Source organism: Enterococcus sp. AZ188 (genome assembly GCF_050544075.1).
In the GTDB taxonomy this organism is placed as follows: Bacteria; Bacillota; Bacilli; order Lactobacillales; family Enterococcaceae; genus Enterococcus_D; species Enterococcus_D entomosocium.
This window is the reverse complement of sequence record NZ_CP172943.1, coordinates 3,109,541-3,123,145: the sequence shown is the minus strand read 5'-3', so window position 1 is coordinate 3,123,145 and position 13,605 is coordinate 3,109,541. Positions and strand designations below refer to the sequence as shown.

Annotated in this window: 14 protein-coding genes and 1 other annotated feature; of the genes, 11 read left to right on the top strand and 3 right to left on the bottom strand. The window is 44.9% G+C overall.

Translation table 11 applies throughout. The features are described from left to right. The first annotated feature begins 162 nt into the window (after window positions 1-162). From IGI86_RS14355 to IGI86_RS14345, 3 genes are read left to right on the top strand one after another with little or no spacing between them, the layout of a single operon-like run. Complete coding sequence (locus IGI86_RS14355) at window positions 163-846, top strand: metal-dependent hydrolase (RefSeq protein ID WP_430617482.1); 684 nt, start codon at window positions 163-165, stop codon at window positions 844-846. A 37-nt stretch (window positions 847-883) separates the two neighbouring features. After that, on the top strand, window positions 884-2,215 hold the full coding sequence (locus IGI86_RS14350) for a DRTGG domain-containing protein (protein WP_005233948.1): 1,332 nt from the start codon (window positions 884-886) through the stop codon (window positions 2,213-2,215). A gap of 54 nt (window positions 2,216-2,269) precedes the next feature. Further along, window positions 2,270-3,223, top strand: a complete 954-nt coding sequence (locus tag IGI86_RS14345; RefSeq protein ID WP_008380500.1) for a DHH family phosphoesterase — start codon at window positions 2,270-2,272, stop codon at window positions 3,221-3,223. Window positions 3,224-3,367: 144 nt separating this feature from the next. On the opposite strand, the gene dapD is transcribed toward IGI86_RS14345, so the two are convergent. The 3 genes from dapD to dapA are packed head-to-tail and all read right to left on the bottom strand — an operon-like array spanning window position 3,368 to window position 5,744. Continuing rightward, entirely contained in the window at window positions 3,368-4,081 is a 714-nt protein-coding gene (gene dapD, locus IGI86_RS14340; protein WP_005233952.1) for a 2,3,4,5-tetrahydropyridine-2,6-dicarboxylate N-acetyltransferase, read from the bottom strand. Window positions 4,082-4,093: 12 nt separating this feature from the next. Then, on the bottom strand, window positions 4,094-4,849 hold the full coding sequence (gene dapB / locus IGI86_RS14335; RefSeq protein WP_005233953.1) for a 4-hydroxy-tetrahydrodipicolinate reductase: 756 nt from the start codon (window positions 4,847-4,849) through the stop codon (window positions 4,094-4,096). Between the two features lie 13 nt (window positions 4,850-4,862). After that, a complete protein-coding gene (dapA, locus tag IGI86_RS14330; RefSeq protein WP_008380503.1) occupies window positions 4,863-5,744 on the bottom strand; it encodes a 4-hydroxy-tetrahydrodipicolinate synthase in 882 nt (293 codons plus the stop codon). Between the two features lie 222 nt (window positions 5,745-5,966). On the opposite strand from dapA, the gene IGI86_RS14325 reads away from it, so the two are divergent. From IGI86_RS14325 to IGI86_RS14290, 8 genes are all read left to right on the top strand, one after another. Continuing rightward, window positions 5,967-7,136, top strand: a complete 1,170-nt coding sequence (locus IGI86_RS14325) for a M20 metallopeptidase family protein (protein WP_008380505.1) — start codon at window positions 5,967-5,969, stop codon at window positions 7,134-7,136. A gap of 4 nt (window positions 7,137-7,140) precedes the next feature. Then, window positions 7,141-8,457 carry a diaminopimelate decarboxylase gene (lysA, locus tag IGI86_RS14320; protein ID WP_008380507.1) on the top strand — a complete coding sequence of 439 codons (1,317 nt, stop codon included), beginning with the start codon at window positions 7,141-7,143 and terminating at the stop codon, window positions 8,455-8,457. Between the two features lie 23 nt (window positions 8,458-8,480). Further along, window positions 8,481-9,314 carry a diaminopimelate epimerase gene (gene dapF / locus IGI86_RS14315; protein ID WP_008380508.1) on the top strand — a complete coding sequence of 278 codons (834 nt, stop codon included), beginning with the start codon at window positions 8,481-8,483 and terminating at the stop codon, window positions 9,312-9,314. Window positions 9,315-9,407: 93 nt separating this feature from the next. Then, window positions 9,408-9,642: a binding site (T-box leader), on the top strand. A 50-nt stretch (window positions 9,643-9,692) separates the two neighbouring features. After that, complete coding sequence (locus IGI86_RS14310; protein ID WP_430617481.1) at window positions 9,693-10,550, top strand: MetQ/NlpA family ABC transporter substrate-binding protein; 858 nt, start codon at window positions 9,693-9,695, stop codon at window positions 10,548-10,550. 14 nt (window positions 10,551-10,564) lie between these two features. Beyond that, window positions 10,565-11,590, top strand: coding sequence for a methionine ABC transporter ATP-binding protein (locus IGI86_RS14305; RefSeq protein WP_016612797.1), 1,026 nt, complete (start codon window positions 10,565-10,567; stop codon window positions 11,588-11,590). Continuing rightward, a complete protein-coding gene (locus tag IGI86_RS14300) occupies window positions 11,583-12,242 on the top strand; it encodes a methionine ABC transporter permease (RefSeq protein WP_005233963.1) in 660 nt (219 codons plus the stop codon). The genes IGI86_RS14305 and IGI86_RS14300 overlap by 8 nt, the downstream gene beginning before the upstream one ends. Before the next feature lie 181 nt (window positions 12,243-12,423). After that, window positions 12,424-12,756, top strand: coding sequence for a zinc ribbon domain-containing protein YjdM (locus IGI86_RS14295; RefSeq protein ID WP_005233964.1), 333 nt, complete (start codon window positions 12,424-12,426; stop codon window positions 12,754-12,756). Between the two features lie 94 nt (window positions 12,757-12,850). Beyond that, window positions 12,851-13,558, top strand: a complete 708-nt coding sequence (locus IGI86_RS14290) for a zinc metallopeptidase (protein ID WP_016612795.1) — start codon at window positions 12,851-12,853, stop codon at window positions 13,556-13,558. The last annotated feature ends 47 nt before the right edge of the window (window positions 13,559-13,605 follow it).

The following is a 13,605-nucleotide window of genomic DNA, read 5'->3' as shown; positions in this document are numbered from 1 at the left end:
TATTCAGAAAGGGTAGAACAGTTTCTTTATTTTTCTTGACAAGAACCAGAAAAAGGACGGATGTAATAAAGCTGCCAGAATTTGTGCTTTTGGATTTCTGGCGTTATCTGTTATAATGAAAAATATTAGACTGTATTACTTAAATGGAAAGGGGAATGTTGTATGAAACTCACGTATCACGGACACTCAGTGCTTGCTATCCAATTAGCGGATGGCCAAAAATTGTTGTTTGACCCTTTTATTACTGGAAATGCTCTGACTGATTTAGATGCAGAGACAGTGGAAACCGATTGGCTTTTGATCACGCATGGTCATAGTGATCATATTGGGGATATGGTGCCGATCGCCAAAAGAAATGAAGCGCCAGTGATCAGTGTCGTTGAAATTTGCCGCTATGCAGCCCGCAAAGGCGTTGCTGAGACGCATGGCATGAATATGGGAGGTTCTTTTGAGTTTCCGTTTGGCAAAATCTCAATGGTGGAAGCGAAACACAGCTCTGGCCTTGAAGAAGACGGAACGATGATCTATATGGGCAATCCTGTTGGAATCATTTTAGAAGCAGAAGGCAAAACCATCTACCACGCTGGAGATACTGCACTCTTTAGCGATATGGCGATGATCGGTGAACGTTTCGACATCGATGTGGCATTTTTACCGATCGGGGATAATTTTACGATGGGCGTTCAAGATGCCGCAACAGCAGCGGCCCTTTTAAACGCGAGCAAAGTAGTACCGATCCATTACAATACGTTTCCAATGATCAAGCAAGATCCGCAAACCTTCGTGAATTTATTGCCGGCATGTGTGGGCCAGATCCTTGCAGTCGGTGAGACATTAGAAGTTTAAGCAACAGGAAGATTCGTAGTAGGAATAGGGGATAATTATGGCGACAAAACACGACTTGATTTTAGCGCATATCGAGAATCTGCCTGTAGGCGATCGCATCTCGGTGCGGGGAATCGCAAAAGACTTGAATGTCAGTGAAGGAACAGCCTATCGGGCGATCAAAGATGCGGAAAATATCGGCTTGGTTTCAACGATCCAACGTGTCGGAACCATCCGTATCGAACGAAAACTAAAAAAACACATTGAAAAACTAACTTTCGGCGAAGTCGTCCAAATCATTGAAGGTGATGTTTTGGGCGGCGCTGCCGGTTTGGACAAAGACTTGAACAAATTTGTTATCGGCGCCATGAAAGAATCAGCAATGGAACGCTACATCACGCCTGGCTCCTTAGTGATCGTCGGAAACCGCAACGAAGTCCACAAGTTGGCACTGGAGGATGGCGCAGCCGTCTTGATCACGGGAGGCTTTGAAACAACAGAGGAAATCTGTCGTTTAGCAGACGAATTGGAGTTGCCGATTTTACAAACGACCTATGACACCTTTACCGTGGCAACGATGATCAACCGTGCCTTAAGCGACCAGCTGATCAAAAAGGACATTATGCTGGTGAGTGACATTTATATGCCATTGGAAAAAACCAAGTATCTGCACACCTTTGATACGGTCAAGGATTACAAACTGCTTTCGGAGTCTACCAATCACTCCCGCTATCCAGTCGTCAACAAGAATATGCGGGTCGTTGGGATCATCACAGCCAAAGATGTCTTAGAAAAGCCTGATACGCAGATCATCGAACGAATCATGACCCGGGAACCACGGGTCGTAAAAAAAGAGATGAGTGTGGCCTCTGCCAGCCATCAGATGATTTGGGATGGCTTAGAAGTGATGCCCGTCGTAGCTGATGACCTTTCTTTGATTGGGATTGTCACACGCCAAGACATTATGAAAGCGATGCAGATGGTCCAACGACAAACGCAAATTTCAGATACGATTTCTGACCAAATCTCGGGACAGATGCAAGTTATCGAACAAGATTTTGAAGGGAACAAATTGCCGCAGCCGTATTTCAGCTTTGCGGTGACGCCCCAAATGGTTAATGAAGTCGGAACGATCTCTTTTGGTGTCTTGAGTGAAGTAATCGCTAATACGGCGAAACGTACGATGCAGTTGAATCAACGACGCAATAGCTGGATCGAGCAAGTCAATCTGCATTACTTCCGTTTGATCCAATTAGAAAGCGAGATCATCATTCAACCGAAGATTCTAGAACTGGGGCGACGTTCGGCGAAAATCGATATCGAAGTATCGATCGAAAATTCCTTAGTGGCAAAAGCGATCGTGGTATGCCAAGTAATGGAACGCCCATAAATCATCGAAAACGGCACTTATGGAAAAATTTTAGAGAGAAAGTTGAGACCATTCATGAAGGTACAAGAAGAAATACTTGCAACAATCAAAGCATTCGATCGGATCATTATCCATCGGCACCAGCGCCCTGATCCAGATGCATTAGGATCACAAGTGGGGTTGGCAGAAATTTTACGAGCTAGTTTTCCCAAAAAAGAAATCTATCAAGTTGGCGGACCCGTTGAAGGATTGGATTACTTGGCGCTGATGCAGACGATCCCTGATGATTTGTATAAAGGGGCGCTGGTGATCGTTACAGATACGGCCAATGCACCACGGATCAGTGACCAACGCTATGATCAAGGGGCGAAATTGATCAAAATCGATCATCACCCTAATGATGAACCTTACGGAGAGCTGGTTTGGGTCAATACGAAAGCCAGCAGCTGTAGTGAGATGATCGTTTCGTTTTGGCAAATGTTTCAAAACGAGCTGACGATGACGCAAGAAGCGGCTCGTCTGTTATATGCGGGCATTGTTGGTGATACTGGACGGTTTTTATATCCGGCAACGACAGCGACAACCCTGCGCTTAGCGGCTGAACTATTGGATTACGGCTTTGATGCTCCGAAGATCAATCGTCAATTGGATCAAGTCTCTCGCAGTGTTGCTCGCCTTTCAGGGTATGTCTACGAAAACATCGAGATTGATGAGATTGGTGCTGGCAAAGTGATCCTATCACAAGAATTGCAGCAGCGTTTTGGCGTAGTAGATTCGGAAACCTCAGCAGTCGTTTCCTTACCAGGGAAAATCGACGAAGTGATGGCTTGGGCGATCTTTGTCGAACAACCAGAAGGCTATTACCGGGTGCGGATGCGTTCGAAAGGTCCAGTGATCAATGAGATCGCCAAACGCCATCATGGTGGTGGACATCCGCTTGCCAGTGGAGCAAATGCAAAAGACCTTGAAGAAGTTGCAGTGATCTATCAAGAGATCCAAGCAGCGATCAAAGAATTTCAAGCAGAATAAACACTTTTACAAGCACATTTGCCAATAGAAAAAGGGCGTGCCAAAAGCTTTCGGCACGCCCTTTTTTAGACAAAACGCAGCGCAGGCTCATCACTGAACCGGCACTGCGTTTTTTTGTTGCGTATTTACGAGAAAATAAGAAGTTTACCCCCGTAGATCGTCTAAAAATTCGGTTTTGCTTTTCGTTTTCTCGTCTTTCATTTTGATGACTTTAGCTGGTGAGCCAGCAACGACTGCTCCAGCAGGGACATCTTCCGTCACCACAGAACCGGCAGCAACGACTGCACCTTCGCCGACACGGACGCCTTCAAGGACGACGGCATTTGCGCCGATCAAAACATTGTCTTCAATGATGACTGGGCTTGCTGAAGGTGGCTCAAGAACGCCAGCCAAGACAGCACCAGCGCCAATATGGGCTTTTTTCCCAACGGTTGCCCGGGCACCTAAAATCGCCCCCATATCGATCATGGTTTCTTCACCAACCACAGCACCAATGTTGATCACTGCCCCCATCATGATAACGGCATTTTTTTCAATGATGGCTTGGTCCCGGATAAAGGCACCTGGTTCGATACGGGCATCGACTTTCGTCAAGTCCAACAAAGGAATCGCTGAGTTGCGGCGATCATTTTCCAGATAGTGATCGGTGATTTTGTCTTGGTGCGCGGTTAAAAACTCAGCTACTTTTTGACTGTCACCAACCACGAAATAGAAGGTGCCGTTCCCAAACAATTGGATGCCATCTGCTTGGACGTCGCCAAGATCTCCATTGATATAGACTTTTACAGGTGTTTGTTTATTTGCTTCTTTGATATATTTTGCTAATTGATAAGGATCGGAAAATTGTAATTCTGTCATGAGAGACCACCTTTACTTGTCGATTAGATTTTGCATGGAATAAAAACCGGCTGGTTGATCGGCTAAAAATTCCGCTGCTTTTAGTGCACCATTGGCGAAGATTTCGCGGGAGAGCGCAGTGTGTTTTAATTCAATGATTTCATCCTGCCCAGCATAGATGACAATGTGTTCCCCAGGGATCGTTCCGCCGCGAACGGCATGGATGCCCATCTGCTTGCGGTCATTTACTAGATCACTGCCTTCACGCCCGTAGAGATACTCTTTTTTTGTTTCGCAGCTGTCATTGATACTATCTGCCAACAGCAAAGCTGTACCGCTTGGTGCATCAAGTTTTTGATTATGATGCTTTTCGATGATCTCAATGTCAAAGTCAGCTTCTAATGCGGGGGTGATACTTTGTAGTGCTTTGATCAGTACATTGATCCCCAACGACATATTGGCAGAATAGAAAACCGGAATCACTTTAGCAGCCAACGGCAGCATCATCTGCGTGTCTTCCGTCAAACCAGTTGTAGCAACCACGATTGGCAGCTGCTGTTCGACACAATAGTTCAACAAGGCAGGCACATTGCTATAATGAGAAAAATCAATCACCAAATCGATCGGCTGCGTGATTTTTTCTGGACGATCATAGATTGGAAAAGGACCATCTAATTGCTCGGTACGATCCAAGCCGGCGGCCACTTCTAACTGAGGGTGCTTTGCGATCAGGCTTTGCAACACTTTGCCCATGCGACCGTTTGCACCGCTTAATAAAATTTGTTTCACCAAAAACTCCTCCTTACAGCAATCCGTAATTGGTCATTTCTTCTTCTAAATGAACGAGGGTCGCATCTTCCGGGACACCCAAAGGCAAACGATAATGCAATTCGCATTTGCCCAGTAAGGAGACCGCTGCTTTGATCGGCACAGGATTTACTTCACTGAAAATCGCATCGATCAACGGTTTTTGTCGCAACTGCTCTTTGATGGCTGCTTTTACATCACCATTTAAGAAATCAGCAACGAGTTGTGCCGTTTGTTTCGGAGCGATATTGCCGATCGTTGAAATCACGCCAGAGCCACCTAAAGCTAAAATTGGGGTTACTTGATCGTCATTTCCTGAATAGATCGCAAAGTCATCATCCGCAAGACGAGCGATTTCTGCGATTTGCGAAATATCACCGCTGGCCTCTTTGATGCCTTTGATATTAGGGATTTTTTTTAGTTCTGCCACGGCTTCAGGTGTTAAATTTAAGCCGGTTCTTGAGCTGACGGAGTATAAGATCACTGGCAGCTCAACGCTTTGACAGATTGCTTCATAGTGAGCGACTAAACTTTTCTTGGTCGCTTTGTTGTAGTAAGGTGTTACAACCAATAATGCGTCAGCACCAACGCGCTGTGCTTCTTTTGAAAGATGGATCCCATGTTGGGTATTGTTGGAGCCTGTTCCTCCGATAACGGGGATTCGACCAGCAACTTGTTTTACCACCGCTTCGATCACCGCGATATGTTCTTCATCGTCTAACGTGGATGCTTCACCGGTCGTACCGCATGCAATGATTGCATTCGTTCCTTGCTGCACATGCCACTCCGCTAACTCCTTCAGCTTATCGAAATCCACCGAACCATCTTGAAGCATAGGGGTGATCAACGCAACGCCAGAACCTTTGAATATTGTCAAACTACGACACATCCTTTCAACCAATTTATTTTTCGTTACTCTACGTATAAGTGTACCAAAACGAGGGGTAAAATTTTCAATAAAAATCGAAACATTTCGACAATTTATACTATAGATTATTCGAATTATATACTATAATATTAAACAATATCAATGAAAAACTGAATATTCGCTGGTTTTTATGGATATTTTTAAAAGGAATGTATAGAAAGGTGTTTTAACATGCAAGTATCGCAAACAGTCACAGAATTAACCGAAGACGTGGTTCGTTTTCGTCGTGAATTACATACAATCCCTGAATTAGGGTTAACTGAGTTCAAAACAAAGGAATACTTGCTGCGTCAGTTGCAATCCTTTGGGATCAAAGAAATCTATCCAGTGATTGAAACCGGCTTGATTGCTGTCTTTCGCAGTGAGCGCCCAGGAAAGACGCTGGCCTTTCGAACGGATATTGATGCACTACCGATCAAAGAAGAGACCGGTGTTTCTTTTGCTTCCAAACATGAAGGAAAAATGCACGCCTGCGGGCATGATGGCCATATGGCAACGATGCTAGGGTTTGCCAAATACTTAGCGACGCATCCTGAAGTGATTCGTGGAACGATCGTTTTGATTTTCCAACCAGCCGAGGAAAGCCCCGGTGGTGCTCAATTGATGATCGATGAAGGCATCTTACGAGATTTTGGCGTGGAAAAAATCGTGGGGCTGCATGTCTTCCCAGATTTTCCCGAAGGAGTCATTGCGAGTCGGAAAGGTCCGATGATGGCCCGTAACGGCGAGATCAATCTAACGATCAACGGCACGAGTGCCCATGGTGCCCAGCCTCATCAAGGGCATGATGCCATTTTAGCTGCGGCTGCGATCATTCAAGGATTGCATTCGATCATTTCACGCAATATCAGCCCGCTTTCTGCTGGGGTCATCACTTTTGGGAAGATCCATGGGGGAGATGCGGAAAATATCATTCCCGGCAAGGTCGTTTTAAAAGGAACGATGCGGGCGTTTGAAGATGAAGTCTATGAAACGATGACGCGCAGAATCACCACTGTCGCACAAGAAATCGCCAAAGGATATGATTGCACGGCGGATGTTGAATTCGAACATCTTTATCGTGTCGTGGACAATGATCCTGAGATGGTGGAAGTATTGGAAAAAGTGGTCGGGGAGAGCTACCGAGAAACACCGCCATATATGTTGGCAGAGGATTTTTCGATGTACCAAAAGGAAATCCCCGGCGTCTTTTTCTTTGTCGGTACCCGAAATGAAGAAAAAGGTTATGTCCACCCTTTACACAGCAGCAAAATGAATTTTGACGAAAAAAATCTATTGCAAGGCATCGAATGCTACGTTCGTTTGATCGAGGCGTTGAACGAGCCGACAGACAAGGAGTAAAGCGATGGCAAAAGAAATCAAGAACAATCACTTATACATTGACGGTTGCGATACCGTTGAGCTGGCAAAAACCTTTGGAACCCCCCTTTACGTGTATTCCGTTTCGGAGATTCGCGAAGAATGCCAAAAGATTCAGGCGCAGTTTTTGACGCGCTACAGCAAGACACGAGCAGCCTATGCCGCTAAAGCTTTCTGTACTACAGCGATGCTGCAAGTGATCAAGTCAGAAGGACTTTCATTAGACGTGGTTAGCGGTGGGGAGCTGTATACAGCGATCCAAGCTGATTTTCCAGCAGAACACATCGAGTTTAACGGCAATAACAAATCCATTGAAGAATTAGCAGACGCCCTTGATTATGGCGTGGGACGGATCATCGTTGATGGCATTCAAGAAGTCGGCTTGATCCGCGCGTTATGTCAAGAAAAGCAAGTCGTTGCTAAAATCTTGTTGCGCATCACACCCGAGGTTTCGGTCAGCACCCATCAATTTATCTCGACCGGACAAAAAGATTCAAAATTCGGGATTCCTTTAGATGAAGAAATCTTATTTCCGTTAGTGGAAGAAGTGATTCAAGCACCTGAATTGGATTTCTATGGCCTGCATTTTCATGTCGGCAGTCAATTGTCGGACAATCGCTCACATCTAGCGGCAGTTGATGCGGCTTTGGCCCTTGTCCAAACCATTCATGAACGTTTTGATTATTGGATCAAAGAACTAAATGTTGGCGGCGGCTTTGGCGTTCGATACACAGATGCAGATATTCGCCAACCCTACAGCTATTTTTTAGATCCTGTGATGGAAAAAATCGACGCCTTTTATGCGCAGCACCAGAGCGAACGTCCGACCATCGTTATTGAACCCGGTCGCAGTATCGTCGCAGAAGCAGGTATCAGTTTGCACACCATCGGCAGTATCAAGACATTGCCGGGAATCAGAACATACGCCAGCATTGACGGTGGCATGACAGACAATATTCGTCCTGGTCTTTATCAGGCAACTTACACTGGGATCTTAGCCAACCGCGCTTCCGAAGCAGCGACACAGAAGATCACCATTTCTGGTAAAGCTTGTGAGAGCACAGACATCTTAGTAAAAGATCTTGCATTACCGCCCGTTGAAACTGGGGATCTGTTTGCTACGTTCGCAACAGGAGCTTACGGCTATTCGATGGCCAGCAGCTACAATAATTTACAGATACCCGCAGTCGTCTTTGTGGAAAATGGCCAAGCGGAATTAGCCGTTAAACGCCAGTCCTACGAGCAAATGCTGCAAAATGAAGTGGTTCCTTCGTTTCTAAAAGAAGAAGCTTCCAGCAAGTAAAATTTTGAAAAGCAGGTGACAACATGACGATTCCTTATACAAAAATGCAAGGTGCGGGGAATGATTTTATCGTAATCGATAACCGCACATTGAAATTCTCCCATGAACAACTGTCGCAATTTGCTGCTCAAGTTTGCCATCGGAAATTTTCTGTCGGCGCGGATGCAGTCATGGCAGTGGATTTTCCCACAGGAACCGCTGATTTTCGGATGCGGTTTTACAATGCTGATGGGACCGAAGCAGAAATGTGCGGCAACGGCGCTCGCTGTATTGCCCGTTATGCCTTTGAGAAGGGAATTGCTGGCGAGCAGATGACCATCGAAACAGTTGCTGGCGATGTCCCCGCATGGCGCTTGTCGGCAAAACACTACAAAGTAACCTTGAATCCACCGACCGTGACTACATTTGATCAAGCGTACCCGAATCCAATGGTTTCTTTCGTGGACTATGTGGAATTGGGTGATCCAGGAATCCCTCATGCGGTGGTTCACTATCCTGGTCTGGCAGAAACTGAGTTGGAACAGCTGGCTGAACTTGCCAAAGAGATACGCTATTGGGAGGTTTTCCCCAAAGGGGCGAATGTCAATTTCTATGAAGAAGATGACAAGGGTGAGCTGATCGTTCGCACGTATGAACGAGGGGTGGAAGGTTTTACCTATGCGTGCGGCACAGGTTCTGGTGCCACTGCGTATGTCGTGACCAAACGTCACCAGCAAGCGGCAGCGAATGTCTTGCTGCACGTGTTAGGTGGCGAGTTAACGGTAGAAGTTGATGTTGATCAGGGCGCATTAGAATTGATCGGTGATGCGGTTATGGTATCTGAAGGCTTGATTTTAGATGAGAATTTGACTGTGTAAACGCTGTGAAAATCATTGTAAAAAGATGGTTTTTTCGTGAAAAAAAGAATTGACATTCATTTGAGGCTATCGTATAGTTAAACACAAATTAAAAAACACGCGATGATAAGAAGAGTAAGTCAGTTTCGATTGGATCAGAGAGCTCGGATTGGTGAGAAAGAGCACAGCCGTTTGACTGAAGATGGCCTTGGAGCGTTTGGACGTGAGCAAAAGCAAGCGTGCAGCGGGATTGCCCGTTATAGCAAAGCAGTTGATAAACTGATAAGGTTGGCTGATTGTGCCAATGAATTAAAGGTGGTACCACGAACATGGTTGTTTCGTCCTTTCTCTATGATGGAGAAAGGACGTTTTTTTATTATAAAAAGGGGGAACTAAAAAATGAAACAGTTGAAAAAGGGAGTCGTTGGGTTAGTTGCTGCTGCTGTCTTAATTACATTGGCAGCTTGTGGCAATACTAGCAGCACAGAGGATACACAGTCTGGTGAAAACAGTGTAGATGCAGTGGAAGAAAAAGTCGTTGGAGTGGCGCCGGGACCATACGGGGACATGGTGACAGAGGTGATTTCTCCATTACTGGAAGAAAAAGGGTATCAACTTACGACTAAAGTGTTTAATGATTATATTCAGCCGAACAATGCCTTGGCGAATGACCAAATCGATGCCAATTTGTTTCAACATACGGCCTATCTAGAAAAATTTTCGGCAGATAACCAGTTATCCCTTACGGCATTACAAAAAGTGCCCACACTGGGAATGGGCATCTATTCGAAGCAACTGTCCAGCTTGGATGAGTTAGCAGACGGGGCGACTGTTTCGATTGCCAATGATGCCTCAAATTTAGCTCGGACCTTGCAACTGTTAGCTGCCAATGAGTTGATCACCATCGCAGACAATATCGACGAAACGAAAGCAACAGTGAATGACATCGAAGGAAATCCGAAGAATCTGACATTTAAAGAATTAGACGCAGCTCAATTGGCTCGTTCGTTAGATACAGTCGATTTAGCTTTAGTACCAGGAAACTTCGCTTGGGCGGCTTCTCTTGATCCTGCAGATGCTTTGGCGTTGGAGTCGTTGAAAGAAGAATATAAAAATGTCTTTGTGGTGTCCTCCGAAGAAGAAGACAGTGATTTTGCTAAGGCAGTTACGGAAGTATTAGAAAGTGATGCATTTAAAGAAGCGATTGCCGAATCACCGTTCAGCAACTTTGATCAACCGAAATTTTGGACTGAGTAAGAAGGGCATATCTTATGGCAAAAATAGAAGTAAAACAAGTATCAGTGACATTCACTCATAAAAAACAAATCAAAAAAGCAGTGGATTCCGTTGATTTTTCCGTTCAAGCTGGAGAAGTATACGGGATCGTCGGATTGAGCGGGGCTGGGAAAAGTACCTTGGTTCGTACGTTGAATCTACTGCAGGTGCCCTCTAGCGGTCAAATTCTGATTGATGGTCAAGACATCACGCAAGCCAAAGGCAAACACTTGCGTGAAGTACGACAAAAAATCGGGATGATCTTTCAGCATTTCAATCTGATCCATAATCGAACCATCAAGGAAAATTTAGCCTTTGCTTTGCGCGCTGGGCATTATCCGAAAGATCAGCAAGAAGCGAGGATCAAGGAACTGTTGGAAATGGTGGATCTGCCTCACAAAATTCACGAGTATCCGAATAATTTGTCTGGGGGAGAAAAGCAACGGATCGGCATTGCACGAGCGATTGCCAACGAACCTGAGATTTTGTTATGTGACGAAGCTACCAGTGCGTTAGATGTTGAAACGACTGAAGAAATTTTGAAATTATTGATCCGAATCAAGGAACAGACAGGCATCACCATCGTCTTTATCACCCATGAATTGGATGTTGCTCGCAAGTTTTTTGATCGGGTAGCAGTGATGGAAAAGGGTCGCATCGTTGAAGAACAAACGACCTACGGCTTGTTCAGTCAGCCTAAACAGCCTATTACAAAAAAACTGGTAGGTCGCTACTTGGATCTGACGCTTCCCGAGGAGATTCTAGCATCCTTCACTGAAGGCGACTTGCTGGAATTGCGCTATCAAGGTGAGTATACGTTAGAACCGCTGATTTCGACTGTAGCTAAAGCCTACGATGTGTCGGTCAATATTATCCACGGAAAAATTGAGTATATCAAAAAAGATGTGATCGGTATTTTATATATCTATTTGACCGGACCCGCCGAAGAAGCAGCAAAAGCCCGAGCACACTTGGCTGCGAACGTCTTTTCTTTAAGAAAGATAGGTGAAGAAAATGGCTGATACGCTTGAGATTTTAAAAACAAACCTGCCCCAAGCACTATGGGAAACATTCTTCATGGTGGGAACTTCAGCAATTATAGGAGTAGTTTTCGGCTTATTGATTGGATTAGTCCTGTTTTTAGTCGGCAGTAACCTTTTTCATAAAAATGTTTTCTTGCATCATCTGGCCGATTTTGTCGTCAATGCAATCCGTTCGCTACCATTTTTGATCTTATTGATTACGTTGATTCCGTTATCAGCGGTGCTGATCGGTGATCCTTATACCCCGGCGGGCGGAGCGATTGCTTTATCGATTGCCGCGATTCCTTTTTACGCCCGAATCGCTGAATCCGCATTTGCCGAAATCGACTATGGCGTCCTTGAAGCTAGTGTCGCTTCCGGAGCATCGACGGGGCAAGTTATTCGCGAAGTGATTTTACCAGAAAGTCTGCCAGCTTTGATTCGCGGATTTGTGTTAACTTTGATCAGTCTTTTAGGCTACTCGGCGATGGTGGGAACGATTGGCGCAGGCGGCATTGGCGATTTAGCGATTCAGTATGGTTATTATCGCTATGAAACGGCGATTTTGATTGTGGTGATTCTCTTGTTGATCCTTTTGGTACAACTCATCCAATGGATCGGCGATGCTTGTGCAAATTATTTCTCGAAATAAAAATGAATTCTGTGTAGTTCCTTTTCGGATACACTTGAATTATCGCTTCTGTTATTACTCTACAGAAGCGATTTTTTTGCTTATCGGTCACTGATTTTTGGTTGCGCCACTAGTGGTTTTTCGGTATGCTGATGGTGAGTTGTTTTTTACAGCGAAAATTATATTTTAAAGGAGCAACACTATGACTCAAATTCCTAATTGTCCAAATTGCCAATCTGAATACGCTTATGAAGATCGCGGGCTGTTTGTTTGTCCTGAATGCGGAAACGAATGGCAAGAGCAACAAGCGGCGGAAGAAGCACCCGTATACAAAGATGCCAATGGCAATATTTTAGTAGATGGTGATACAGTAACGGTCATCAAAGACTTGAAAGTCAAAGGCGCATCTGGCGCCATCAAACAAGGAACGAAAGTGAAAAACATCAAATTAGTCGAAGGCGACCATAACATTGATTGCAAGATCGATGGCTTCGGCCCAATGAAACTAAAATCAGAATTTGTAAAAAAAGGTTAAAAACAAAATCTTCCAGTCATCTTCATAATTTTTTCACCACTTTAATGGTAAAATAAGGTCAAAGATTAAAAGGGGGAATTTTATCGTGTATGGTATGGGCGGATACGGGTTCGGCTTTTTTTATGACCCGACTTTCATTCTCGTAATTATCGGTATGGTGATTTCGCTAGCAGCGTCAGCGTATGTCAAAAGTACCTTTAACAAATATGACAAAGTCAGAAGTAAAAATAATATTACCGGCACAAAAGCGGCGCAGTACATCTTGCAGAGCCAAGGAATCAATAATGTTGGTGTGCAAGCGATCGCTGGTGATTTGACGGATAATTACAATTCTGGCAACAAAATGTTGAGTTTATCGCAATCCACCGCACAATCAACTTCGGTAGCAGCAATCGGTGTTGCGGCCCATGAGTGTGGTCACGCAGTCCAAGATGCCAAAGGCTATTTTCCTTTGCGCTTGCGTCATGCGATCGTACCGATCGCCAATATCGGAACCAGCATCTCGATCCCGTTGATTTTGATCGGGGTACTATTACGAGGCTCGTTTCTGATCAACTTAGGTTTGTTGGCTTTCTCATTGGCGTTTATTTTCCAATTAGTGACCTTGCCAGTCGAGTTCGATGCCTCAAAACGGGCGATCCGTATTTTGGCAGATGGTGGCTTGTTAACAGAAGAGGAAGTACCACAAGCGAGAAGAGTGCTCTTTGCCGCAGCGTTGACCTATGTCGCAGCTGCCGTAGCAACCTTATTGCAACTCTTACGTTTGATTATTTTATTTGGTAATAACAACCGTCGGAATTAATCGACAGTGTGACAGAAAAAAGACCAGCTCAGCATCCTGAACTGGTC